At 73.5% G+C, this 24451-nt stretch carries 26 protein-coding genes and 1 pseudogene; 13 read left to right on the forward strand and 14 right to left on the reverse strand.

Annotation, left to right across the window (positions count from 1 at the left end):
- Positions 1 to 3: 3 nt before the first annotated feature.
- The 6 genes from IE271_RS20980 (at position 4) to IE271_RS21005 (ending at position 4668) form a co-directional block, all read left to right on the forward strand.
- On the forward strand, positions 4 to 567 hold the full coding sequence (locus IE271_RS20980; RefSeq protein WP_190191912.1) for an NAD(P)H-dependent oxidoreductase: 564 nt from the start codon (positions 4 to 6) through the stop codon (positions 565 to 567).
- A gap of 1253 nt (positions 568 to 1820) precedes the next feature.
- Positions 1821 to 2027, forward strand: a complete 207-nt coding sequence (locus tag IE271_RS20985; protein WP_190191913.1) for a hypothetical protein — start codon at positions 1821 to 1823, stop codon at positions 2025 to 2027.
- A gap of 171 nt (positions 2028 to 2198) precedes the next feature.
- Positions 2199 to 2597: a hypothetical protein gene (locus tag IE271_RS20990; protein WP_190191914.1), complete on the forward strand. Its 399-nt coding sequence runs from the start codon at positions 2199 to 2201 to the stop codon at positions 2595 to 2597.
- 71 nt (positions 2598 to 2668) lie between these two features.
- The gene (locus IE271_RS20995; RefSeq protein ID WP_190191980.1) at positions 2669 to 3475 is read left to right on the forward strand and encodes a transcriptional regulator; all 807 of its coding nucleotides are present in this window, start codon (positions 2669 to 2671) and stop codon (positions 3473 to 3475) included.
- A 38-nt stretch (positions 3476 to 3513) separates the two neighbouring features.
- Entirely contained in the window at positions 3514 to 4194 is a 681-nt protein-coding gene (locus IE271_RS43995) for a roadblock/LC7 domain-containing protein (protein WP_373308802.1), read from the forward strand.
- A gap of 99 nt (positions 4195 to 4293) precedes the next feature.
- Positions 4294 to 4668 (forward strand): hypothetical protein, encoded by a 375-nt coding sequence (locus IE271_RS21005; protein WP_190191915.1) that lies wholly within the window; start codon positions 4294 to 4296, stop codon positions 4666 to 4668.
- Between the two features lie 345 nt (positions 4669 to 5013).
- Here IE271_RS21005 and IE271_RS21010 read toward each other — a convergent pair whose 3' ends face one another.
- Positions 5014 to 5865, reverse strand: coding sequence for a putative RNA methyltransferase (locus IE271_RS21010; RefSeq protein WP_190191916.1), 852 nt, complete (start codon positions 5863 to 5865; stop codon positions 5014 to 5016).
- 52 nt (positions 5866 to 5917) lie between these two features.
- Between IE271_RS21010 and IE271_RS21015 the strand changes: the two genes are divergently transcribed.
- The gene (locus IE271_RS21015; protein ID WP_190191917.1) at positions 5918 to 6550 is read left to right on the forward strand and encodes a YncE family protein; all 633 of its coding nucleotides are present in this window, start codon (positions 5918 to 5920) and stop codon (positions 6548 to 6550) included.
- On the opposite strand, the gene IE271_RS21020 is transcribed toward IE271_RS21015, so the two are convergent.
- Positions 6522 to 7184, reverse strand: a complete 663-nt coding sequence (locus IE271_RS21020) for an aldo/keto reductase (protein WP_190191918.1) — start codon at positions 7182 to 7184, stop codon at positions 6522 to 6524. The two genes, IE271_RS21015 and IE271_RS21020, sit on opposite strands and share 29 nt — an antisense overlap.
- 180 nt (positions 7185 to 7364) lie before the next feature.
- On the opposite strand from IE271_RS21020, the gene IE271_RS21025 reads away from it, so the two are divergent.
- On the forward strand, positions 7365 to 7955 hold the full coding sequence (locus IE271_RS21025; protein WP_229919464.1) for a TetR/AcrR family transcriptional regulator: 591 nt from the start codon (positions 7365 to 7367) through the stop codon (positions 7953 to 7955).
- A gap of 174 nt (positions 7956 to 8129) precedes the next feature.
- On the opposite strand, the gene IE271_RS21030 is transcribed toward IE271_RS21025, so the two are convergent.
- Positions 8130 to 9401: an MFS transporter gene (locus IE271_RS21030; RefSeq protein ID WP_190191920.1), complete on the reverse strand. Its 1272-nt coding sequence runs from the start codon at positions 9399 to 9401 to the stop codon at positions 8130 to 8132.
- A 116-nt stretch (positions 9402 to 9517) separates the two neighbouring features.
- A complete protein-coding gene (locus IE271_RS21035; protein WP_190191921.1) occupies positions 9518 to 10111 on the reverse strand; it encodes an ArsR/SmtB family transcription factor in 594 nt (197 codons plus the stop codon).
- 203 nt (positions 10112 to 10314) lie between these two features.
- On the opposite strand from IE271_RS21035, the gene IE271_RS21040 reads away from it, so the two are divergent.
- On the forward strand, positions 10315 to 11145 hold the full coding sequence (locus IE271_RS21040; protein WP_190191922.1) for an aldo/keto reductase: 831 nt from the start codon (positions 10315 to 10317) through the stop codon (positions 11143 to 11145).
- Positions 11146 to 11376: 231 nt separating this feature from the next.
- On the opposite strand, the gene IE271_RS21045 is transcribed toward IE271_RS21040, so the two are convergent.
- The 3 genes from IE271_RS21045 to IE271_RS21055 all read right to left on the reverse strand — a co-directional run bounded on the left by IE271_RS21045 (position 11377) and on the right by IE271_RS21055 (position 16128).
- On the reverse strand, positions 11377 to 14325 hold the full coding sequence (locus IE271_RS21045; RefSeq protein ID WP_190191923.1) for an ABC transporter substrate-binding protein: 2949 nt from the start codon (positions 14323 to 14325) through the stop codon (positions 11377 to 11379).
- A gap of 176 nt (positions 14326 to 14501) precedes the next feature.
- Entirely contained in the window at positions 14502 to 15452 is a 951-nt protein-coding gene (locus tag IE271_RS21050) for an aldo/keto reductase (protein WP_190191924.1), read from the reverse strand.
- Positions 15445 to 16128, reverse strand: coding sequence for a VOC family protein (locus IE271_RS21055; RefSeq protein WP_190191925.1), 684 nt, complete (start codon positions 16126 to 16128; stop codon positions 15445 to 15447). The genes IE271_RS21050 and IE271_RS21055 overlap by 8 nt, the downstream gene beginning before the upstream one ends.
- 180 nt (positions 16129 to 16308) lie before the next feature.
- Here IE271_RS21055 and rpmF point away from each other — a divergent pair, with 180 nt between their 5' ends.
- Positions 16309 to 16479, forward strand: coding sequence for a 50S ribosomal protein L32 (gene rpmF / locus IE271_RS21060; RefSeq protein ID WP_190191926.1), 171 nt, complete (start codon positions 16309 to 16311; stop codon positions 16477 to 16479).
- 4 nt (positions 16480 to 16483) lie between these two features.
- Positions 16484 to 16678: pseudogene (locus IE271_RS21065) on the forward strand (GTP-binding protein); the annotation flags it as partial.
- Positions 16679 to 17005: 327 nt separating this feature from the next.
- On the opposite strand, the gene IE271_RS21070 reads toward IE271_RS21065, so the two are convergent.
- From IE271_RS21070 to IE271_RS21095, 6 genes are all read right to left on the reverse strand, one after another.
- A complete protein-coding gene (locus IE271_RS21070; RefSeq protein WP_190191927.1) occupies positions 17006 to 17620 on the reverse strand; it encodes a sigma-70 family RNA polymerase sigma factor in 615 nt (204 codons plus the stop codon).
- A gap of 178 nt (positions 17621 to 17798) precedes the next feature.
- Positions 17799 to 18605 (reverse strand): hypothetical protein, encoded by an 807-nt coding sequence (locus tag IE271_RS21075; protein WP_190191928.1) that lies wholly within the window; start codon positions 18603 to 18605, stop codon positions 17799 to 17801.
- A gap of 281 nt (positions 18606 to 18886) precedes the next feature.
- Positions 18887 to 19885 (reverse strand): type I glyceraldehyde-3-phosphate dehydrogenase, encoded by a 999-nt coding sequence (gene gap / locus IE271_RS21080; RefSeq protein ID WP_190191929.1) that lies wholly within the window; start codon positions 19883 to 19885, stop codon positions 18887 to 18889.
- Positions 19886 to 20059: 174 nt separating this feature from the next.
- A complete protein-coding gene (locus tag IE271_RS21085) occupies positions 20060 to 21016 on the reverse strand; it encodes a GlxA family transcriptional regulator (protein ID WP_190191930.1) in 957 nt (318 codons plus the stop codon).
- A gap of 165 nt (positions 21017 to 21181) precedes the next feature.
- A complete protein-coding gene (locus tag IE271_RS21090; protein WP_190191931.1) occupies positions 21182 to 21661 on the reverse strand; it encodes a CAP domain-containing protein in 480 nt (159 codons plus the stop codon).
- 178 nt (positions 21662 to 21839) lie between these two features.
- On the reverse strand, positions 21840 to 22049 hold the full coding sequence (locus tag IE271_RS21095) for a hypothetical protein (protein WP_190191932.1): 210 nt from the start codon (positions 22047 to 22049) through the stop codon (positions 21840 to 21842).
- Between the two features lie 579 nt (positions 22050 to 22628).
- Between IE271_RS21095 and IE271_RS21100 the strand changes: the two genes are divergently transcribed.
- Entirely contained in the window at positions 22629 to 23147 is a 519-nt protein-coding gene (locus IE271_RS21100) for a lytic polysaccharide monooxygenase auxiliary activity family 9 protein (RefSeq protein ID WP_190191933.1), read from the forward strand.
- A gap of 206 nt (positions 23148 to 23353) precedes the next feature.
- Positions 23354 to 24085 (forward strand): chitinase, encoded by a 732-nt coding sequence (locus tag IE271_RS21105; RefSeq protein WP_190191934.1) that lies wholly within the window; start codon positions 23354 to 23356, stop codon positions 24083 to 24085.
- A 186-nt stretch (positions 24086 to 24271) separates the two neighbouring features.
- On the opposite strand, the gene IE271_RS21110 is transcribed toward IE271_RS21105, so the two are convergent.
- The gene (locus IE271_RS21110; RefSeq protein ID WP_190191935.1) at positions 24272 to 24448 is read right to left on the reverse strand and encodes a hypothetical protein; all 177 of its coding nucleotides are present in this window, start codon (positions 24446 to 24448) and stop codon (positions 24272 to 24274) included.
- Positions 24449 to 24451 lie beyond the last annotated feature (3 nt).

Below are 24451 nucleotides of genomic sequence, written 5' to 3' on the forward strand. Positions count from 1 at the left end.
CACATGTCTGTTCGCATCCTCGCCCTCGTCGGCAGCCTTCGCGCCGGTTCGCACAACCGCCAGCTCGCCGAGGCCGCCGCCAAGCTCGCGCCCGAGGGCGCCGAGGTGCAGGTGTACGAGGGTCTGGCCGACATCCCGTTCTACAACGAGGACATCGACGTCGAGGGCTCCGTCCCGGCCGCCGCCACCAAGCTGCGCGAGGCCGCCCAGGCCGCTGACGCCTTCCTCCTCTTCTCGCCCGAGTACAACGGCACCATCCCGGCCGTCCTGAAGAACGCCATCGACTGGCTGTCCCGCCCGTTCGGCGCCGGCGCCTTCGGCGGCAAGCCGGTCGCCGTGATCGGCACCGCCTTCGGCCAGTACGGCGGCGTCTGGGCGCAGGACGACACCCGCAAGGCCGTGGGCATCGCCGGCGGCAAGGTGATCGAGGACATCAAGCTCTCCATCCCGGGCTCCGTGACCCGCTTCGCCGAGACCCACCCGTCGGACGACGCCGAGGTCGCCGCGCAGCTCACCGAGGTCGTCGCCCGCCTGCACGGCCACGCCGGGGAGATCGTCACCGCCTGACGGCCGGCACCGAGGTCCAGCGAAGGGCCGGAACCCACCGGGTTCCGGCCCTTTCCGCTGCCCTACCCTCTCGCTTCCGCCCCTTTCCCGCCCGGTTCTCTCCGCTTCCGGCCCTCTGCCGCCACCGACGTTCACCGTTGCACCAACGAGACCGTGTCACCCCGGCTGCCTTCGATCACGAGTGGACGGGAGCGGTTACCGCCGTCGGATCGGAGGTCACCGGCCGCGGCGCCTGCCGCAACAGTGCGCTCGGCGCCAGTCCGCGCAGGACGAGCCGAGGCACCGCTCGCTCGGGCGGCAGGACGCGGGCGAACTTCCGGCAGGAGCCCGGCCACCGGCGCTCGTCGTGCAGCCGGACCAGGCCCCGATACCCCTCGGGTGGCCCCTCGTAGTCGTCCAGGCCGGTGAGTACGAGGCTGTCGCCCGCCCTCGCCCGTCGTCAGACGCCCCCCACGTCCTCCAGCGCCCAGGGCTCGACCGACTGGTCCCGCGGTACCAGCCACACCCGGCCACCGACCCGGCCCGACACCTCGCCCGCCTCCGGAAGCCAGCCGAAGAGTTCGCACGTTGGCGCAGGGACTCACCGAACAGCCCCTCCGCCTCGGCGCACACACCCAGGACGCGGCCGTGCTCCGTCCCGGTCAGCGTGCAGCGCGGCCGCCCGTGACGGTCCCCGACCTCATGCATGGGGCAATCATGCTCGGACCGGCCCGGACCCGGACCCGGACCCGGAACTGACGGAAGTGCCCCGGGCGGAGACTGCACACGCAGCGACGGCACAGGCCGAGACGGCGGGAGGGCAGCGGGGTGTACCGGGCCGTTTTTCGCGGGATGTCGCGGCGCGCTGCATCCGCGCACCGGCGAAGCACGGAAGTGGGGGAGACAGGGGCTCGCACGTCGACTCCCGGCGCAGCCCCGCAGGAAGGAACAGAGGCACAGAAAAGGAGAAGTGCGGAAGTGCGGAAGTGTGGCGACAGCGCACCACTGCCGCCGTACGTCGTGTTCCGTCCGGCGCCGCTCAAGGGAAGGAGGGACCACCTGGTGCACGGCACAACGAGCGAACGTGCAGTGGCCACGACGAGTGCCCGGCGCACCGTCACCGGTTACCCCGGGGCGGACGTGTCGCCCCGGCAAACCGCCGTGACCACAGTGCCGGTCACACCGGGGCCCGGCCCCGTCGGCCTCTTCCCCGGCGAGCCGGCCGGCACCGGGTCGGCCCAGCACCCGCCGCCGCCTCCCTCTGCGATATGCCCATGAGCGCGCACCGTCTCCCCCGCGCCCAGACGCTCACCGCCGAGCAGTGGGCCGGACGGGCCTGCGTCTGGTGCGGCGTCCCGCTGGCACAGGGCGCGATCAGCGTCGGCATCGCCCGCGGGTGCGTCGGCTCGGTCAACCTCGACGCCGAAGTGTTCGCCTGCCCCGACTGCACCACCAACCCCGGCCTGCAGGGCGGCAACTGACTCCCCGGCAGGGGAGACCCGGAAGCCCGTATAGCACAGACCACCACTGCGGACGGGCAAAAGGTTTGTCACGCAAATAAATGCATCGTTTCCTTCATCCCACAAGCACACAGCGAGTAGCTTCTCCACTACCGAGCGCGAAACAGTGTGTTCAGAAGTGAGGGGAGCGGCGTGTCCGGTATCGATGCGTGCCTGCTGGAGGCCATACGGGTGCCCGGCGCCCGGGGCGCCTCCGTGGTCGACTGGACGAGCGGACTGCCCCTGGGCACGATCGGCGACTCCCCCGACGGGGACCACGAGGCGACCGCGGCGGAGACGGCCGAGTTCGCCCGGCTCGCCGCGGAGCACAAGGCCTTCGCACCCTCGGGCGGGACGGACCGGGAGGACGGCGAACTCCCCGTCCACGATCTGATCCTCACCAACAGCGACAGCTACCACCTCATGCGATTCGTCAGGACGACGTTCGACAGCAGCGTCTTCCTCCATCTGTGGCTGGACCGCACGGAAGGCAACCTCGCGCTGGCCCGCATCCGGCTGGGCGAGATGGCGGAGCGACTGGTGATCGAATGACGGCCGCCGTCCCGCTCACGACGGGCGGCCGCACCGCGGACGACCGTACGGCGGACACCGGTGTCTGGCCGATGCTGAGGCGGCTGGCCGCCGAGCGGGCGAGCGGCGCGCTCACCCGGGACCACGGTGTGCTGTACCTCCACGACGGCCTGGTGACACACGCCGAGAGTTCCGCCACCCCGGGACTCGACGTCCTGCTCACCACCGGCGGAACGGTGCGGCCCGAGGGCTGGTGGGAGGCGGTGGACAAGGCCGGTCCCGCGCAGCGGGTGGGCCGGTTCCTCATCGACAGCGGTCAGCTGTCCGCCGGCGCCCTGGAACTGTGCCACCTGGGGGCCCTGTACGACGCCGCGTACTTCACGCTGGCGTCGCACGACGGGCCGACCCGGTTCCGCCACGGTGTCGCCCACTGGATCGGGCCGGTGCGCCCGGTCCCCGTGACGGCCGTGGAACGGGAGACCCGACGGCGTCGACGGCTCCTGGACCGCATATGGCGTCGTTCCGCGACCGACACCCAGCCGGTCCGGCGGGCCGGGTCCTGCGACGGGCTCACCCTGCCGCCCCGCCGGCGCGCGGTCCTCGACCGCGTGGACGGCGAGCGCACGGCCGCGGACATCTCGCTGGCCCTGGGACGGCCCGGTTTCCACACCGTGGTCGAACTGCGGCGGCTCGCAGCGGCCGGCCTGGTCACCGCGACCGCGCCGACGGTCTCCCCCGCCCCTCTCCCCGAGTCCGGGACGGGGACGGGGAGGGGGACGGGAACCGTGACGGAGACGGAGACAGGGACGAGGACCGCGACCGTCCTCCCACCGGTCCACAGCCCCGACCAGGACATCGCTCTGCTGCACCGCCTCAAAGAAGCTCTGGAGGCCCTGTGATCCGCGCGCTTCGACAGCGTGCCGAGAGGAAACACCTGATGGCGGCCGAAACAGAGGCCCTGGACGAACTGCACCGCCTGCGGAGCCGCATTCCTCAGCTGACAGGCGCCCTCGCGGCCAGTGTCGACGGGCTGGTGCTCGCCCACGACGCCCCCGGCGTGGAACCGGAGGGCGTGGCCGCCCTCACCGCCGCCTCGCTCGGCGTCGCCGTACGCATGACGGACGCGACGGCCCGCGGCGGCTTCCGCGAACTGCTCGTCCGCGGCGAACACGGTTACGTGGCGACCTACGCGGCCGGCCCTTCGGCCGTGCTGACCCTGCTGGCCGAGGACCGCGTCAACGTCGGCCGGCTGCACCTGGAGGGCCGGCGGTCCGGCCGCCGCATCGCCGAGATCCTCGCGGCCGCCACCACGGCGGCGGCCGCCGGGGACAGGGCGGTGCACCCGCCCAAGACCATGTCCGCCGCCCGCTCCCCCGGTGCCGCGGGAGAGACCGGAGGACCTGACGGCACCGGGCGGACCACGCCCTCCGGAGCGAACCAAGCGGGGCGACCGGTCGAACGGCCCTCCGCCGTGCCGTCCGTCACTCCCCCGGCCGCACCACCCCTCACGCCCTCCGGCCTCCCCCTCCGTACGCCCGTCACCGAGGCCGGCGCCCCGGCCGCCCCCACCTTCGGGACACCACCGTCGTCCGCTCACCGCGGCGGGACCGGTCACTGAACACGTCACGCGGAGCGAACACGCAACGCGGACCGGACACGTCGCACGGACCGGACACGTCGCACTGGCCGAACCCGTCGTACGAAAGGAACACCGACCATGACGAACACCGAAACAGCGCTCAAAGAGGCGATGACCTCGATCGAGGGCGCGCTGGGAGCCGCGCTCGTCGACTACACCAGCGGTATGGCGCTGGGCACGGTCGGCGGCGGCAAGGATCTCGACCTCACCGTGGCCGCGGCCGGGAACACCGACGTGGTCCGCGCCAAGCTCCGCACCATGGAACACCTGGGGCTCGACGACAGCATCGAGGACATCCTCATCACACTGAGCAGTCAGTACCATCTCATCCGCCTCCTCAGGGGACAGGACGGCAACGGTCTGTTCCTGTACCTGGCGCTCGACTCCCGGCGCGCCAACCTGGCGATGGCCAGGCACCAGCTCAAGAGGATCGAGAACAGCCTCGAGGTCTGACCCTCCTCACCGTCCCCGCCCTCGGGAGACGCACCCTGCGGGCAGGCACCAGGAACGTGTCCCTGCGGCCGGACGTGAGGAACACGCGCGGCCGGACGGCCGTGCCGGGCGGACCTGGCGACGGCTTCCGCAGGCGGTGGAAGCGCCTACGCCGCGGCGCGCGCCATGAGCGGCGGCTGGAAGAAGCCCTCGCCGAGCAGGCGCAGGAGCGCCCTCCCACGGGTCGAGCAGGCCCTCCGCGTGCCGTACGAAGAAGGGCTCGAGGAAGGAGCACGGGACCAGTGAGCATCGGCAGCTCGGGCCGCGGAGGTCCGGGCCGCGGGTCGCCGACGTCCGCTCCGGCCGTCACCGGGGTTCATAGGCGGTCACCAGCACGGAGACGGTGACCCGGTCGGGCAGGGGGACGCCGTCGTCCGTGTCCGCACGGCTCAGGTGACGTGCGCTCGGTGTCATCCCCATCAGATCGAGCGCCTCCGGCCTGGTCAACGGTGTGACGTACTCGACCCGTTCGGTGACGGCCGCGAAGAAAGGGTCCAGCGCTCGGTGCAGGCGTCGCTCCTTCGCCGGGTCGATCGTGACCATCGCGGGCACCCGGCCGCGCAGTTCGGCCAGATGCCGCCCGGTGGGACGCGCGACCACTAACCGGCCGGTCGAGCGCAGCACTCGGTGGAACTCCGACGGGTTGCGCGGGGCGAACACGTTCAGCACCACGTCGGCCGCTCCGTCGCGCAGAGGGAAGGGACGGAAGACGTCCCAGGTCGCTGCGGCGGCTCGCGCATGGGCCCGGGCCGCCGAGCGCAGTGCGCGCGCCGCGGTGTCCAGACCCAGACCGTGTGCGCCGGGCAGGTGGTCGAGTACGCCGGCCAAGTAGTGGCCCGTACCGCAGCCGACGTCCACGACCGCGCCCTGCCCGGGTACGGCGCCGGCCGCCAGGCGGGCCACGGTGCGGCGGACGGGACCGTACTTCCCGGTGGCCAGGAACCGGTCCCGGGCCCGGACCATGTCCGCGTCGTCGCCGCTGGTGGCACGAGCACCCGTCAGAAGGCCGACGTAGCCGTGACGGGCGATGTCGAAGGTGTGGCCCGCCGGACAGCGCAGGGCGCCACGGCCGGGATCGGGACGGAGACGTGCCTGGCACGTCGGACAGCGCAGCAGGTCGAGGAGGGGTTCGAGGGCAGGACGAAGCGGCACGGGCACAAGGCGCTCCTGGCAGTGGTACAGCCAGCGGACCGGCAGGCACCTCGCGGCCGTGCCCGGCGTCGCGCACGCACGCGAGATCGTCGTCGACGAGAGGCGCGACACGGTGTGGGCGACGGCCTTCGGGAGCGGTTCCGTCGTCGCCTTCGACAGCCGTACGTACCGGGAGGTCGGGCGCGTCACGGTCGAGGGGGCCGGTCCGACGGGACTGGCGGTGGACGAGCGCACCGGCACCGTCCTCGCCTCCGACTTCACCAACGACCGCCTCATCCAGGTCTCCCCCGGCTCCGCCGTCCCGCGGTTCGTCCCCGCGGGCGACGGCCCCCTCTCGGTCTCGTTCTCCGCGAACGGCCGCACCGCCTGCACCGCCGGCCAGGGCGCGGGCACCGTGTCGGTCGTCGACCTGCGCAAGGGCGTCGTCACCCGGTCGATCCCCACCGGCGAGGGCGCCAAGTCCGTAGCGGCCGACAGCCGTTCGGGCCGTGTCCTGGCCGTCAACCGCCTGGCGGACAGTGTGTCCGTCGTCGACCCCCGTGCGGGGACCGTCGTGGAGACGGTCGCCACCGAGGCGCTTCCCAACCACGTCCACCTGACGCAGGACGGCATGGCCTACGTCCTCGACAAGTCGGCCTCCGGACCGGCCGGCGAGGACCGGATCACCCGTATCCGTCTCGGCTCCCCCTGAGGCCGGCCGGGAAGAGGTCTCGCAGGAGACGTCCCGGCGGGAGCCCGGGTAGCCGCCGCACGGGCGAGAACTCCGGCCGGGGCCCCGGCGACGATCGCGTCGGGCACGTCGGCGGGAAGCACGGTGTCTGCGGCGGCGAGCTGCGAATGCGGGTGGTCCAGCGTGCGGGGCCGATGAGCGCGCTGGTCACGGCGGGATGCGCGGTCACGGATCCGAGCGCGGGCTGGATCATGGTCGGGCCCGCCTCGTCGCCGGTGCGCGGGTCCCACCGGTGGATCCGGTGGAGGTCGACGTGGTCGACACCCAGGCGGCGCAGGCTGTCGTCCAGCGCGGTGACCGGCCGGCGGGGCGAGCCGCCCCGGCGGTTGCGCTGGTCGCCCATGGCAGGCCCGCCCTCGTGGCCGGCACGATGTCGTCCCGGCGCCCGGCGATCGCCTTGCCGGCCGTCTCCTCCGACGCGCCGGCGCATGTACACGTCGGCGGTGTCGACGAGGTTGGTCCCGGCCTCCAGGGCGGCGTCGACGAGGGCGGTGACGTCCTCCCGGGTGGTGCGCCCGAGCGTGCCGAAGTTCATCGCGCCGAGCGCGAGGGAGCCGATCTGCACACCGGTACGGCCCGAGGTGCGGCACTGCATGACGGTGTTCCTCCACCGGGGAGGGGGCAGGGGGCGTCGAGTGAGGGCATGCGGGGTTTGGCGGCGGTCCCGTGCTCTGGCATCATAAGCAAACGGAACGACGCTCCGGAAAATATACGGTGCAACGTTCCGCTTTGGCGGGCCCGGTCGGGGCCAGGGGTCGGCGGAAGGAGCGACGCGGTGAACGACGGCGAGGAGGGCACGGGGCGCACGGCCCGGCCCAAGCGGGTGGACGCCCGGCGCAACGAGGAGAACCTGCTCGACGCGGCCGCCGCGGTCTTCGTCGCGTCGGGCGTGGAGGCGCCGGTACGCGACATCGCGGCCAGGGCGGGTGTCGGGATGGGCACCATCTACCGCCACTTCCCGACGCGGGCGGACCTCATCGTCGCCGTCTACCGGCACCAGGTCGAGGCCCTCGCCGAGGCCGGTCCCGCCCTGTTGTCGAAGAGCGCGTCGCCCTACGCCGCGCTCGGACAGTGGATCGACCTCTTCGTCGACTTCCTGGTCACCAAGCACGGGCTCGCCGCCGTGCTCCAGTCCGACAACGCCGGCTTCGAGACGCTGCACGCGTATTTCCTCGACCGCCTCCTGCCCGTGTGCACGGAGCTGCTCGACGCGGCGGCCGACGCCGGCGAGATCCGCTCCGGCATGGAGTCCTACGCGTTCCTGCGCGGCGTCGGCAACCTCTGCATCGGCTCGGACCACGACTCCCGCTACGACGCGCGCCGCCTGGTCGGACTCCTCGTCGCGGGACTGGCCCGGCCGCACTGAGCCGGACCTCCCGCCACGGGACCGGGCCGGCCACACCGAGCCGGACCTCCCGCCACGGGACCGGGCCGGCCACACCGAGCCGGACCTCCCGCCACGGGACCGGGCCGGCCACACCGAGCCGGACCTCCCGGCCGGGCCCGGCGTGACACCGCCGGCGGGCCCCGACCGGTGCGCTCAGGCGGTCGCCCGCGTCCGGCGCCGGGGCAGCTCGGCACGGCGTACGGCATCGGAGGCCAGGGCGACGACCGCCCCCAGGGAGGCGAAGGCGCCGCAGCCGACGAACACCGGTGCCGCGCCCCAGGTCCCGACGGCCGCACCGACCAGCGGATAGCTGAGAGGCGCCAGGCCGATCACGGTGAGCATGACGACCGAGGTGACCCGGCCGAGGTAGGCGGGGTCCGCCGCGGTCTGCACGAGGGCGTTGTCGAGGCCGCCGAAGAGACCCGCGCCCAGTCCGACGACCGCGGCCAGTACCGCGGCGGCCCAGAGAGCCGGCACCAGCGCGACGGCGGCCGCTCCCGCGCTGCTCACGAGCAGTGCCGCGGTCAGCACGAGGCCGGCGCGGGGCAGCCGGCCCACGACGGCGAGCAGCGCGGCGCCCGCCGCCGCCCCGGCACCGAAGCCGCCTCCGATCCAGCCGTAGCCGGAGGGTCCCCAGCCGCGCTCGGCGTTCAGGAGCACCATGCCGACGTTGAGCGTCCCGGTGAGGCCGAGTTCGCAGACGGCGCCGACGGCGACGAGCGGGCCGATGAGACGGTGGCGGCGGATGTAGCGCAGGCCGTCGAGCAGGTCCTTCCACACGGTGCCGGGGGCGGGCCGTGCTTCGCCGCGTGCTTCGAGGGGGTGTATGCGTACGGTCAGCAGGAGCGGCAGGGACAGGGCGAAGAGCAGGCCGGCGACGGCGAAGGCGGCCGCCGCGCCGCCGGTCCCCATGGCGAGACCGCCGAGCGGCGGGCCCGCTACCTGGCCGAGGCGCATCGCCAAGGAGCGCATGCCGGTGACCCGGGCCAGTTGGTCGGGGCCGGTGATCCGCGGCGGCAGCGCTCCGACCGCGGGGACGAACAGCGCGTCCACGGCGCCGAAGGCGAGCGCCACCGCGACCAGCATCCACAGGGCCGGCGCCGTCAGTGCGACGCCCGCGGCCACCGCGAGGACGAGGAGGCAGCGCAGCACGTCGCTGCCGAGGACGACCCGGCGGGGGTCGAACCGGTCCGCCAGCACGCCCCCGCCGAGCATGAGCACCGCGCGCGGCACCGCCCCGGCCGCCATCACCAGGCCGACCTCGGCCGGGCCCGCGGCCCCCTGGGCGGCCCAGCCGAGGGCGACGAAGTACACACCGTCTCCGACGAGGGAGACGGTGTACGCGGCGAGCCAGCGCAGTACGTTGCCGTCGCGGTGGGCCGGCGCGCCGGCGCGTTCGGGCAGGGCTGTCTCCACGGTGGCCATGGCGGGCTCCAGCGGGTCGGGGACGGGCCGTGCCGGACTGCACGGGCCGAGTGAGAGCTGTACGTACGCCGGGTCAGGGCTGTACGTACGGTCGGGTCAGGACTGTGCGGGCCGGGTCAGGGCCGGAACGGGAAGCCGTAGAGGTGCACGGACACGTGTTCGCGGTTCTCGGTGTCGCCGGCCGCCCTCGCGGCCCTGCCCCGCTCCCGCCAGCGCCGGGTCAGCGCCTCCAGCTCGCGGCTCATCTCGGCGAGTTCGTCCGGAGTCAGGTCGAGCAGCGACTCGGAGCTGAAGGACGCGTCGGTCCACTCCCTGCCCCAGGCGGACGTCTGGTCCAGGTACGCGCGGTACTGGGCGACGCGGGTGTCGAGGATGCCGCGGGTCACCGCGCCGACGGCGGCGGCCCCCTCGGGCGTGTCCGCGAAGTCCGAGCCGCTGAAGCCCCAGCCCTCCTCGGACGCGACCTGCCACCACCGCTCGCGGCCGTCGGCGCTCCGGCCGCTCGCCTCGGCCACGAAGCCGTGCTCGGCCAGCTTGCGCAGGTGGTAGCTGACCAGTGACGGGGCCTGGTCGACCTGCTCGGCGAGCTGGGAGGCGGTCGCGGAGCCCGCGGCGTACAGCAGCCGGTAGAGCTGCATCCGCAGCGGGTTCGTGAACGCCTTCAGCCGGGAGAGGTCGGTGATCCGGTCGGGCTCGCGCTTCGGTGGCATGCCGTCACGGTAGATACAAAAGACAATTTGCGCAATAAAAATTTCGGATCTGCCCGGCGAAGGGAGGTCCGGAGGGACCGGTGCCGGGGCCGCGCGACACTGTCTCGAAACGTCTCCCGCTCGCTTCCCGGAAGCCGTTCCTCCCGGCACCGAGCGGGAACCCGTACTCGCTGTACGACACCATCGAGAGGGAAGGTCGGACCGTGACCAGCATTCCGGTGCACACGCTCAACGACGGCAGGAAGCTCCCCGGCATCGGCCTGGGCACCTGGCCGATGGACGACGACGAGGCGGAGCGGGCGGTCGCGAAGGCCCTGGAGCTGGGCTACCGGCTCGTCGACACGGCGACCAACTACCGCAACGAGACCGGCGTCGGCCGCGGTGTCGCCGCCGGTGGCGTCGCCCGCGAGGAGATCGTGGTGACGACGAAGCTGCCGGGCCGGCACCACGGCTACGAGGAGACCCTCGCCTCCTTCGAGGAGTCCCGCCGGCGTCTCGGCCTCGACTACGTGGACCTGTACCTGATCCACTGGCCGCTGCCCCGCGTCGACAAGTACGTCGACTCCTGGAAGGCCATGATCAAGCTGCGCGAGGAGGGTCTCGTGCGGTCCATCGGCGTCTCCAACTTCACCGCCGAGCACATCGACCGCCTGGAGAAGGAGACCGGCGTCCTGCCCGCCGTCAACCAGATCGAGCTGCACCCGCTCCTCCCCCAGGAGGAGGCGCGCGCCTTCCACACGGACAAGGGCGTCGTCGTCGAGAGCTGGAGCCCGCTGGGCCGGGGCAGCGACCTGCTGGAGGACCCCGCGATCGCCCGGGTCGCCGAAGCACACGGTGTGACGCCCGGGCAGGTCGTGCTGCGCTGGCACGTCCAGCTGGGCGCCGTGCCCGTCCCGAAGTCCGCGAGCCCCGAGCGGCAGCGGCAGAACCTCGACGTCTTCGGCTTCGAACTGGACGCCTCCGAGATGCGGGCCGTCGCCGACCGCGCCCACCGGCGCCTGGGCGGGGACCCGGAGACGCACGAGGAGTTCTGAGCCGCGTCCCGCCCCGGACGCCGACCGCGTCCGCCGCCCGGCCGCCGGTGCCGTCGCGCGCCGGGCGGAGCCGTCGCGCGTCGAGCGGGTCCCGAAGGGACACCCGGGGCCCGCGAGACGCGGGGGGGGCCGGTCCGCTCCGGCCGCCCGGGAGGGAGCGGACCGTACGCGGACGGGACCGGCCGCGGGACACCGTGGCGAACGCGGCCGCGCTCCGGTCCGTGCGCACCGTCACTGCAGACGGCACACCGTGTGTGCCTCGGCCCCCTCGGGTCCGGGCGGTGCGGTGAGCTTCCGGTCGCTGCCCGCCCGCCGTCCGCAGACGCTCACCGACCGCATCTCGCCGTCCTCGTAGGTCACCCGCACGATCTCGTAGCCGTGGCCCTCCTGGTCGGCGTAGGGGCGGCTGCCGGCGAAGCTCACCGTGCCGACCGGCAGGCTCGGGTTGGCGCGCCAGCGCAGGTCGGCCCAGGTCTCCGCGGCCGTCTGCGGGGCGTCCTGGTACCTCGACGCCCGGTAGAGCACCGCCATGGCGCTGTAGGCCAGCGCCGTCTGCCCGCTGGAGAACAGCGCGTCGTCCCAGGGCCGCGCCGGGTCGGCGAGCTCCGCGCTCGGTGATCCCGCGGGGAGCAGGGCGGTGAGGGCGCGGTGGGCGTCCCGGTAGAAGCCGGTCGCGGCGGCCAGGCCCATGGGGGCGAGGGCGAAGTGGTAGAGGGTCGTCTCGTCGGGGATGCGCAGGCTCTCCCCCTCGTCGTAGTTGCTCTTGGCGAGGTCGTCGCCGGTGAACACCGTGATGCCGCGCCCCGAGCAGCCGGGGGTGGAGCCGAGCTGGGCCATCAGGTTGGGCACGTCCTCCACCCGGCCCGCGAAGTAGAGGGCCTTGGGCACGGGCTCGCTGCCGCAGATGTCGCCGACGGGGTCCGTGAGCTCCGGTTCGCCCTGGGAGCTGAGCCCGTAGGTCCGGGCGGACACCGGCGCGAAGCCGGCCTCCACGAGCATCTCCCGGCCCACCCTGGCCTGCTCGGTGGTGTAGCGGTCCTTCTCGCTGCCGACCGCCCGGGAGAGCACGACGGCCCGCGCGCCGTCCTCGCGCGCGGCCAGCTGCCCGGCCACCAGCCGGAGCGCGTCCGCCTGCTCCTCGTCGGTGGCGGCCAGGCCGAACCAGTTCGACAGCCTGCGCGCCAGGTCGCTGCCGGAGTTGGTGGTGCTCACCACGGGCAGGCCCGCGCCCTTGAGGATCCGCACGGCCCGCTCGGTCTCGGTGGTGTTGCGTCCCATGCCCACGACGCCCACGACGGACCGGTCGCGCCGGGCCAGATCGGCGATGCGCCGGGCCATGGGAAGGACGTGCAGCATGTGCTCGCCGCCGTTGGCGAGCAGCACCTTGATCTTGGTCGGCTGGTCGGTGCTGACGTTGGTGTAGTGCTGGTGGAGGTAGACCCCCGTGATCTCCTCCAGCCCCTTGCGGGTGTCGGCGGGATCGGCCGCGGTGACCGGGCCCGCGTAGACGATCGTGACGTGGTCGTCCTCCGGTCCGATCGCCGCGTTCTCGGCCCTGATCGCCCGCTCGACGGCGTCGAAGGTGACGCCCTTACCGGCGCCGTACAGGCTCAGGCCGTTGCCCTTCGCGAGCCGTACGCTCCCCGTGGCGACGCCGACGCACTCGCCGTCGTACAGGCGTGAGTCCGTGTTGGAGCCCAGCAGCCGGCCCTCGCAGTAGCGCTGGGCCATGTGCCGGTTGCCCAGGAAGCCCGCGCCCAGGCCGAGGGCGAGGAGCACGGCCAGGCAGGGCCTGGACCACAGGAGCCAGGCGGGTGTGCGGCGGATCCTGTGGGTGGAGTGCTGCGCGGAGTACCGGTGGCGCAGTTCCTCGGAGGACAGCGGTATGCGCAGGATCCACGGCAGGGCGGCCGACCGGCCCGGGGACTGCCCGGCGTTGAGGTCGGTCACCCACCGCTGGTACCTGGCGTCCGCCCCGAAGGCATGCTCCTCGTCCTCGGAGTCGCCGCCGGCCGGCCCGGCGGACGGTGCGGGGTCCGCGGAGCCCGGCGGCCGCAGGTGCGCGGCGGCCGGGATCGCGGCCAGCACGAGCAGCGGGTCGACCTCGCTGCGCCGGCTGCGCACGTTGCTGATGGTGCGGAGCAGCAGCAGGCCGCCGTCCTCCTCGGTGGCACGGGGCAGGTACACCACCGGCGGCACCGTGCGCTTGCGACGGCGCAGGTCCAGCGCCCGCGGGCGGAAGTTGTCGCGCAGGTCCTCCAGCAGCGCCAGCACCCGCAGCTCCACGTGGAGCTGACGGGCCGTCGCGTCGCCCGCCTGCGCGGCGACCACCTGCTGGGCGACGGCGAAGGCCCGTCCGCGGATGGCCTCCCAGGACTTCGCCGGCCGCCAGCGCGACCAGTCGGCGGCCTCCGGCCGGTCGCTGAGCGGCGCCAGGAACGTGGTGGTGGCGAACCACCGGCTGGCCCGGCGCAGCCACAGCAGCGGCGGCGCGCTGCGCGCCAGCAGGTGGACCAGGCCGAACCCCGCCAGCGCCAGCGCGCCGCCCCACACGGCCGTGCGCCAGCCGCCCTCGCCCAGCAGCACGCTGAGACAGGCGATGAACAACGCCCCCACGAACCCGGAGGGGTTGACGACGGCGCCGACGCCCTGCGCCAGGGCCGGGACACGCCGCTCCCCCTCTCCTCCGTCCGGGCCTCCGCCCGGCCGCCAGCGCAGCTCGCCCAGTCTGCGCACCAGCCGCTCACGGCGCTCCGCGGCCGTCCACACCGTCGTGGACGCCTCCGCGCCGACCTCGGGCGCGGCCTGCTCGATCGCCCGCAGCAGCCGCGAGCGCGGAAACGCGAACGGCTTGTACTGCGACCGCCTCTGGTTGTCCCAGGAGTGCTCGCACAGCTGGCGCACCATGTCGACGGCGGAGGAGTACGGGTCCGGGCCGCCCCCGCCGTCGAGCTGCTTGGCGATCAGCCCCCTGGGCTGCTGGCTCTGCCGGACGAACTCCACCACCTGCGCGACCCGCCGGTCGAGGGTCCCGGTGGCGTCCTCCTCGGCGGCCTGGAGCACCACCAGCGGTGTCACCGGAGGATTGGCCCGGAAGCCGTCGATGAGCCGTCTCATGAGTTCGAAGACCGCGTCGGCGGCCTCCAGTCCGGCACTGCCGGACCACACCTGTCTCCGCATGCGTTCGCCCCCGTCGCATCCGCCGCATCGAACATCCCGAGTCCGATGGGGATACCCATACCGGAGCGCCGTTGCACCGCGGGGGCCTTCCCGACATCCGGCTCCCCCGTGGAACCGGTCCGCGGCACCGCGGGCGGCTCCGGTGCGGCGGGGGCGCCCTCCCCGGCGTACGGCCGTCAGACGGCCTCGTCGAGGAGGCGGCGGTGCTCGGCGGGCAGCCGCAGACGGGCCCCGGCGAGGGCTTCGTCGAGCTGCCGCGCGTCGCTGACGCCGACGACCGGGACGGCGGCCGGTGTCCCGCCGGTCAGCCAGGCCAGCACGACCTGGTTCCGGCTCACCCCGAGATCCCCGGCCACCTTGTCCAGGGCCGCCAGCCGCCGGGGCGTGCCGGGGTGGTCGTAGGCCTCGGGGAGCGGGCGCTCGTCCGGACGGCTGTAGAAGCCGTACAGCAGGGCGGTGTAGACCCACAGGGACAGGTCCGGTTCGCTGTCGACGTAGTCGACGACCTCCTCGGTGACCCAGCCGAACCGGTGGTTCTGGCCGGGCACCGGCACACCGGGCCGGGGCTGGAGGTAGGAGTGGCGCAGCTGGAGCGCGGTGTACCCGGCCCAGCCGCGCTCCTCGGCGATCCGCCGGGCCCGCTCCACCCGCCACACCGGGTGGTTGGAGCAGCCCAGCCGCCCCACCGTGCCCTCGGCCACCAGCGCGGCGAACGCACCGGCGGTCTCCTCCAGAGCGACCGTGCGGTCCTCCATGTGGGCCCAGTACAGGTCGATGCGGTCGGTGCCCAGCCGGCGCAGGCTGCCCTCGGCGGCGGCCGCGACGGCGGCCGCCGACAGGCCCTGGCGGTTGGCCGGCCAGTCGCCGGGGCCGGCCGGCTCGGCACCGGCCTTGGTGCTGAGGTACACCTGGTCGCGCCGGCCGGGACGGCGGGCCAGCCACCGCCCGACGACCTCCTCGCTCTGCCCGCCGCGACCGCTCGGGTCGGCCCAGAAGGCATAGCAGTCGGCCGTGTCCAGCATGGTCCCGCCGGCGTCGGCGAATCGGTCCAGCAGGTCCAGGGACGTCGCGGCGTCCACCGTGGTGCCGAATCCCAGCGTCCCCAGCGCGAAGTTCACATCAGGCATGGTCCGGTCCTTCCTCGACCGATGGCGGAGAGGTGCGGTGCGCGCCGGTCATGCTGGCAATTGAAGTGCGCTTCAACGCAAGGGTGAGCGACTGGACCGACCAGGACCGGGCGGACCTCGGCCGGCTCCTGGCCGCTTCGCCGACGCCGTCACCGCCCGTCTGACGGCTTTGGAGGAGCGGCCCCCTCGCAGCGGTGGCCTCGGCCGAGGCGGCGGCCTCGACCGCCGGCCGCCGCGTCCGCCCGCCCGAGGCTCGGTGCGCCGAGGAGACGAGGACGCAGAAGGGGTGGCCGGAGGGGTCCGCGAACACGTACAGCGGCTCGTCGGGATCGTCGTACCGGTCCAGGAGGAGTCCGGCGCCCAGCGCTTCCGCGCGTTCGCGCTGCCTGGTCAGCCCGGCCGTGTCCGGGACCGTGAGATCGAGGTGCAGCTGCATCGGGACCTCCGGGTCGGGCCACGTCGTCCGCGGGAGGCGGTCGACGTACTGGAAGGCCTGCCTGTCGGCCCCCTCGGGGTCGCGGAGCACGAGCCAGTCCGGCTCGTCGGGCACCCCGGCCGCGGGCGGTTCGTCACCGGGCCGGTACGTCAGCCCGAGCAACCGCCGGTAGAACTCGGCGGGCTCTCCCGGCCTGGTGGCGTCCAGCACGGTCTGCAGAAGCCGGGAGTGCTCGGCCATGGGTCCTCCGGGGTGGGAACGAGTCCTGGCCCGCCCGGGTGGGGCCCCTGCCCACCGGAAGTCATCCCCCCCCACGGCCGCCTCCACCGCCGCACGCCTCTTCGCGAGGGCACCCCCTACCATTAATGAAAATCATTGTCGTATGCTGTCGTGCAACCGCCCCTACGGAAGGACGCCCCCGTGGCCGTGCCCAAGCGCAAGATGTCCCGCAGCAACACCCGCCACCGCCGCGCACAGTGGAAGGCCGCCGCGCCCCGCCTCGTACCGGTCACCGTGGACGGTGTGGAGCACCTGGTGCCGCAGCACCTCGTCCCCGCCTACCGGCGCGGTCTGCTGCGCCCCGAGGACTGAGCGGATGCCGTCGCGACGCCTGCCCGTGACCGTCCTGTCGGGATTCCTCGACGTCGGCAGCAAGACCACCCCGCTCAACCACGTCCTCACCAACCGCCAGGGCCTGCGGGTGGCGGTGATCGTCAACGACATGAGCGAGGTCGACATCGACGCCGCCCTCGTCCGCGACGGCGGGGCCGCCTGCGGCCCGGAGCACGAGCCGCCGGTCCCGGCGGCGGCCCTCTAGCCCCCTGGTCCCCGGGCCGGGCGGCCGCCGCGGCCACGGGACCGCCCGGCCCGGCCTCACGCCGGCCCACGGCCCGCCTGTGCGGCCGGTCCGCTCCTCACCGCGGCCGACGCGCAGGCCGTCGGGCGAGGCTCCGAGCGGGATGCCCGCCGACGGCACGCTGTCGGACCGCCTTCCCGCGCCTCCCGGCCCCCGGCACGTCGCCCGCCTCAACTGACGTGCACACCCTCGATTGACGTACGCCCCGGCCCCTTTCAGCCGGCACCGACCGGCGCGGCCGGTGCCGGCCTCCCCTGCGGCTCAGACCGCCAGGGCGGCGAGTTCGTCGGCCCCTTCGAGCAGCTCCGCCAGAGTCGCCCGGGCGCGCGCCACACGGGAGCGGACCGTGCCGACCGGGCAGTCGCTGACCTCGGCCGCCTCCGCGTAGGGCAGGCCGAGCAGCTGGGTGAGGACGAACGCCTCCCGGCGCTCGTCCGGCAGGGACGCCAGCAGGTCCAGCAGGGCGACGCCGTCGTCGAAGCCCGGCAGGTCCCGCGGCTGGGCCAGTTCGACGGCGACCTGCCAGTCCGCCGTGTCCGACAGCCGGGGCCGGGTGGCGGCGTACCGGTAGCCGTCGATCACCGCGCGGCGGGCGATGGACAGCAGCCAGGCGCGCGCCGAGGAGCGGCCCTCGAACCGGTGGAGGCTGCCGAGGGCGCGCAGGAACGTGTCCTGCGCCAGGTCGTCGACCGCCTGGGGGTCGGCGCACAGATGGGCGACGTAGCGCAGGACGTCGCGGTGCAGGGCCCGGACGAAGCGTTCGACGGCGTCCGCGTCGCCGCTCCGGGCGGCCAGCGCCCACGCGGTCGCCGGCTCGTCGGCCGAGACCGTTCCCGCGGTTTCCCCGCGCGGGGCGGGCAGGGCATAAGTGATCACTTGGTGTCCTTCTCGGGATCCGTGATCCGGACCGAAGGCGCGCGGGGCGCGGGGTCCGGTGGGAGGGGGCGGCCCCACGCGCGGCGGTGCGGCGCCGGGAGGACACCACGGCGCGTGCGCGCGTACGACCGAGGCCCGAGGCGCGCACAGGCAGCCCCGGGGTACCGGCCGGCTGTCGTCAGACGACAGCCGTCCCCACGGGAGGACCCCGGGAAGTGATCGCGTGGACGAGAAGGAGCAGGGCGGGCGCCCGGTCGGAACGGGGGCGCCGCGGACGCAGGCGGGGGCGGTCAGGGACGAGGGGCGGGGCGAGCAGCAGCCGCAGGGGCGCGGCCAGCCGTCCGGCCACGGCCCGCAGGATGCGGAAGGCGGCCTTCTCCCCGTGCGCGAGCCACAGGCCGCACAGCAGCGCGGCCAGCAGGTGGGCGGCGAGCATGCCGGACGACGACGGACCGGCGTCCATGGAGTGGCCCATGTGCTCCATGTACTCCATGTGGCTCACGGCCGTGTGCCCTGTACCCAAGGGGCCCGGGGAGTTCACGAAGCCCAAGGAGTTCATGGGACCCGAGGAGCCCATGGACATCGGGTCCGGCGGCATCGCCCCGGTGTGCAAGCCCATGTCCATGCCCGTGTCTGTACCCATGCTCATGTGCACGGACCTGGATCCCGTGGCGCCCGTGGTCATGGACCCCGTGCCGCCTCCGGACCCGGAGGCGGGACCCCCGGGTCCGGAGGACCGGGCAAGGGAGAACGCCGAGTGCAGTGCCGTCTGCGCGGCGACCACGACCGCCACGATCAGCGGCAGTCCGCGCTCACGGCCCGCCAGGCACCACCCGGCGGCGCCGGTCCCCGCCGCGCCCGCGGCCAGCGCCCACGCGGGGACGTCGCTGCCGGGCATCACGACGTGCCCCAGGGCGGCGAGCAGCACGCAGACGGCCGCGAACACCGCGGCCCGTACCGTGCGAGAACACCACCCTGCTGTCATGCCGCCTCATCCTCGCATCGGGCCCGGGCCGTCATGCATGGGTACGGATGCTGCCCCGCCACGGCACTCGACTCACCCCATGTGATCCAGGTCACTACGGTGTACGGGAACCGGCCGGCGCCCCCGCCCGACGTCCGAAGGAGCCCGCACGCCGCGTCCGTCCGCCGCCTCGGCTCGCGCCGGCCTCGGGCCGGATCCGGCGTACCGCTTCAGAAGCCGGGCCGCCCGCCGTCCGCGCCGGGGCGCGCGCGGCGGGCGGCTGTCCGCGGCCGGGCGTCCGGTCAGCGGGCGGCGAGGAGTTCGAGCGTGTCGATCACACGGTTGGAGAAGCCCCACTCGTTGTCGTACCAGGCGACCACCTTGATGTGCCGGCCGTCGACGCGGGTGAGGGCCGAGTCGAAGATCGACGAGGCCGGGTTGCCCGTGATGTCGGAGGACACGAGCTCGTCCTCCGAGTACTCCAGGACGCCCGCGAGGGGCCCCTGGGCCGCGGCGCGGTAGGCCGCCAGCACGTCGTCCCGCGTCACGTCGCGCGCGACGGTCGTGTTCAGCTCGACGATCGAGCCCACCGGGACCGGCACGCGGATCGAGTCGCCCGACAGCTTCCCGTCGAGGTTCGGCAGCACGAGGCCGATCGCCTTGGCGGCGCCCGTCGTGGTCGGCACGATGTTCACGGCGGCGGCGCGGGCGCGGCGGGCGTCGCGGTGCGGGCCGTCCTGCAGGTTCTGCTCCTGCGTGTAGGCGTGCACCGTCGTCATGAAGCCGTGCTCGATGCCGGCGAGTTCGTCGAGCACCGCGGCCAGCGGTGCGAGCGCGTTGGTCGTGCACGAGGCGTTCGACACCACCGTGTGCAGGGCCGGGTCGTAGGCGTCGGTGTTGACACCGTAGGCGAGGGTGACGTCGGCACCGTCCGACGGCGCGCTGACGAGCACCTTCCGTGCACCCGCGTCGAGGTGGGCGCGGGCGGCCTTGGCCGAGGTGAAGCGGCCGGTCGCCTCCAGCACGATGTCGACGCCGAGTTCGGCCCACGGCAGCCGCGCCGGTTCGCGCTCGGCGAGCACCTTGATGCGCCGACCGTCGACGACGAGCGTGTCCCCGTCGGTGGTCACCGGGCGGCCGAGCCGGCCGGCCGTCGAGTCGTAGGCGAGCAGACGGGCGAGGCCGGCGGGTTCCGTGAGGTCGTTGACGGCGACGACCTCGAGGTCGCTGTCGCGTTCGAGCAGGGCGCGCAGCACGTTGCGTCCGATGCGGCCGAATCCGTTGATGGCGATGCGAGTCATGAATGGTGTCCCTTCCGTTCGCCACCCAATCTCGCGCTCGCCGCCCGCCCGCGGCAGTGGCGTGAGCGCCATGGTTCGCAAGGATCGTGCCAGGCGAGCGGGCCGCCACCCCGGTGCCGGACGGAAGGGCCACCAGCCCCGGGCCGAACGGACCACTCGCCCCGGACCGGACGGCTACTCGCCCCGGGCGAAGGTGCGCCGGTACTCGCTCGGTGTGGTGCCGAGGATGCGCTGGAAGTGCAGCCGCAGGTTCGCGCCGGTGCCGAGACCGACGTCGGCGGCGATCTGCTCGACGCTCCGCTCCGAACGCTCCAGCAGCTCACGGGCCAGGTCGACCCGGGCGCGCATGACCCACTGCATCGGCGTGTACCCGGTGTCCTCGGCGAAGCGCCGCGAGAACGTGCGCGGCGACACCGCCGCGTGCCGGGCGAGCGCCTCCAGGGTGAGGGGCTCGGCGAGCCGGTGCAGCGCCCACTCTCGGGTGGCGGCGAACCGCTCGCCGAGCGGCTCGGGCACGCTGCGCGGCACGTACTGGGCCTGGCCGCCGCTGCGGTAGGGGGCCGCGACCAGGCGCCGGGCCGCGTGGTTCGATGCGGCCACCCCCAGGTCGCCGCGCAGGATGTGCAGGCACAGGTCGATGCCGGAGGCGGCGCCCGCCGACGTCAGCACACTGCCCTCGTCCACGAACAGGACGTTCTCGTCGACCCGGACGAGAGGGTGTTTCGCCGCGAGCGCCTGCGTGTAGTGCCAGTGCGTCGTGGCGCGCCTGCCGTCGAGCAGGCCCGTGGCGGCGAGCGCGAAGGCGCCCGTCGAGATGGCGGCGAGCCGCGCGCCCCGCTCGTGCGCGGCGGTCAGCGCGTCGACGACGGTCCGCGGCGGCTCGTCGCGGCCGGGGAAGCGGTAGCCGGGGATGAAGACGATGTCGGCCCACTGCAGTGCGTCGAGGCTGTGGGCGACGTGGTACGACAGGCCGTCGCCGCCGGTCACGAGACCGGGTTCCGCACCGCACACCCGCACCTCGTACGGCATGCTCGCGCGGGTCGTGAACACCTGTGCGGGGATGCCGACATCGAGCGGCTTCGCACCTTCGAGCACGAGAACGGCGACACGATGCAGACGGGAGGGCGGCACGGGAACAGGGTACGTGGGGCGTCGGGGCGCGAGGCGCGGTGGCCGGGCGGATGCCGATCGGGTCTCGGCCACCGTTCGGGCGGACCGCCGCGGCGGTCCGCCGGAACGACGACGGTGTTTCCCGTTCGCCGGAACGGCGACGGTGTTTCCCTGCGGGCGCCGGTGTCAGGACTTCGAGCCGAAGTCCTGCGTCCAGTAGGCGCGGCCGTCCTTCTTCACGTAGCCGACGCCTATGTGCTTCAGCGAGCAGTTGACCACGTTGGCCCGGTGGTCGGGCGACTTCATCCACGCCTTGACCACGGCGGCGGCCGTGCGCTGGCCGCCGGCGACGTTCTCGGCCAGCGCCCGCCAGCCGGTGTAGCCCGCCGTCTCGGCCCTGCTCGTCATGGTGCTGCCACTGGAGCCGTCGTGGCCGACGAAATGGTGCTTCGCCATGTCCGCGGAGTGGCGCTGGGCGGCGTCACCGAGCGCGGCGTTCCGTTTGAGGGCGGAACAGCCGGCCTTGGCCCGTTCGGCGTTGGTCAGCTTGATGACGGCCGCCCGCATGGTGGACGGAGCGGCCGATGCCGACGCGGGTGCGGCCGTCAATGCGGTGGAGGCGGCCGTGGCGACCAGAAGGGCGGCGAGAGACCGGGGAACTGACATCTTCTCTCCTCTTCCTGCGGTAGCTGTTCGGCTGGCGGCCCACACGGTTCGCGCGGGCCGGCTCCGGTCGTCCAGGCCCTCCGGCTGTCGGACCCCGCGCCGCCGATGAAGCGGTACCTGGCCCGCCCGGACGTTCCGGAGCGAATCCAGTACCACCCCAAAACAGGTGTATGCCTCATTAATATGTGAAAAAGTAGTGAAAGGGTTCATATCGTACATACAGCACATCGATCGAGGTCGCGGTCGGCGGATCGATCGAGGCCGCGGTCGACTCCACCAGGATCGCGGTCGGCTCGGCGGCCGTCAGGCGGGTCCGCGCACGGGAAGCCGCCGCGGCGGAGCGGTTCCGGTCCGGCGCGACCGGCCGAGGAACCGTCACATCGTCCACTGCGGGACCGCCGGCTTCCGTAGCTCGCCCATCCACCGCGCCGGGCCGAGCGCCGTTCGCGCCTGCCGCTCCTTACCGCCCCTCGAGGGACCGGGCCGTCCCCGCGAAGACTCCGTCGCTCCGGATGTCCGGTCCGGAGCGTCCGCCGTCTCGACGGGCCCGAACACCACGTTGCGCACACAAGTCACCTGCCGCACCGGGCGATCGGACCGGAATTTCGAGATCGCGCAACACGGTGTGCGACGGCTCCGCACAGGCCCGGTTCACACGTGTGCGACGCGGTGCACGCCCCTCTTTCCTGGAACGTGACGCCTCCGCGACCTCCCGGACGCCCCGCGGACGCCACCGTTCCGCACCCTTGACACGGTCATGACCAACCCTTGTATGGTCTAGTCCAACAGAACTCGCCGTCCCGTTTGGAGAGTTGATTCCCTATGGGGAGCAGCTCTCGCCTGCGGGAACGGCGGGAGCGCGTCACCTTCGCGCCTCTTGGCCCCACCCGAGAGGTCGATCTCGTCACGCGCGGTCCCCCCACACGGCCGTGCGTGCCCGGGACGACCTGTTGTGAAGGAGTTCCGCATGCACGCCAGCAGGAAGGCGGCCGCCCTCGCCGGCGCCGTCCTCGCCCCCGTTCTCGCCGTGAGCCTCCCCGCCGGCTCGGCGAGCGCCCACGGTTACATCTCCGACCCGCCCAGCCGCCAGGCACAGTGCGCCGCGGGCACGGTGTCCTGCGGGGACATCACCTACGAGCCCCAGAGCGTCGAGGGCCCCAAGGGCCTGACCAGCTGCAGCGGCGGCAACAGCCGCTTCTCCGAACTGGACGACGACAGCAAGGGCTGGGTCGTCACTCCGGTGTCCAAGAACACCACGTTCTCCTGGAAGCTCACCGCACAGCACTCCACCAGCACCTGGGAGTACTACGCCGGCGGCCGGCGGATCGCCGTCTTCGACGACGGCGGCGCCAAGCCGGGCGCGGTCGTGAACCACCAGGTCGACTTCGGCGGCCTCACCGGCAAGCAGAAGGTCCTGGCCGTCTGGAACGTGGCCGACACCAGCAACGCCTTCTACGCCTGCATCGACGTCAACGTCGGCGGCTGACAGGCCACTCGGGCCGGCTCTGTGAAGGCCGGCCCGGGCCGGAGGACATGTACCGACCCATCTGGCCGGAGAACGTGTCCCGGCCCGCCCGGGCCGGGACACACCTTCCGGTCCGCTTCCGGCGCGCGTTCGCGGCGGCCCCCCACACTCTTCTCCGCCGCGGCCCGCGCCGTCCCCCCACACCCCACTCTTCAGGAGTCGACACCGTGCACCGTCGCATCCTCGGTCTGCTGACCGCCACCGGCGCGGCCGCCGCCCTCTGCACCCCGACGCTCGCCCCGACGGCGTCCGCGCAGCAGGCCGGCGAGGACACCGCCGCCGGGTTCGTGGTCAGCGAGGCGCAGTTCGACGAGATGTTCCCGAACCGGAACTCGTTCTACACCTACAGCGGCCTCACCGCCGCGCTCGGCGCCTACCCCGGTTTCACCAACACCGGCAGCGACACGGTGAAGAAGCAGGAGGCGGCCGCCTTCCTCGCCAACGTCAGCCACGAGACCGGCGGCCTGCAGTACGTGGTGGAGCAGAACACCGCCAACTACCCGCACTACTGCGACACCACCCAGCCCTACGGCTGCCCGGCCGGCAACGACAAGTACTACGGCCGCGGCCCCGTCCAGCTCAGCTGGAACTTCAACTACAAGGCCGCGGGCGACGCCCTCGGCATCGACCTGCTCAACAACCCCGACCTCGTGCAGACCGACGCGTCCATCGCCTGGAAGACGGGCCTGTGGTACTGGAACACCCAGAGCGGCCCCGGCACCATGACGCCGCACGACGCCATCGTCGACGGCGCCGGGTTCGGCGAGACCATCCGCGCCATCAACGGCAGTCTGGAGTGCAACGGCGGCAACCCGGCCCAGGTCCAGAGCCGGATCGACAACTACCAGCGCTTCACCCAGGTCCTCGGCGTCGAGCCCGGCGGCAACCTCGGCTGCTGAGCCCGCGGCCGGCGTCCGGTGACACCGACGCCGGCCCGCTCGGCCCCCGCACGGCCAAGTGGCCGTCGTCCGCCCCCTCCTGCGCACACAGGGGGAACGGACGGCGGCCACCGCGGTGTCCGGCCGTCGGCCGTGTCGGCGGACGCCCCACCGGGCGTCCCGCCGTTCCGGCGCGGCGGCCGGGGGTCAGCGTCTGCGGCCGCGCGCGGACCAGCCGCTCCCGACGCCCGCCAGGTGCAGGGCCAGCGCCATGAGGCCCAGAAGCATCACATTGGTCGAGGAGAAGATGTCGTTGGTCGCGATGTCGGCCGCGTTGATCAGGAAGGCGATGAAGAACAGGACCGCGGAGATGATCGCCAACACGAT

Origin of the sequence: Streptomyces minutiscleroticus (assembly GCF_014650875.1) — a bacterium.
GTDB lineage: Bacteria > Actinomycetota > Actinomycetes > Streptomycetales > Streptomycetaceae > Streptomyces > Streptomyces minutiscleroticus.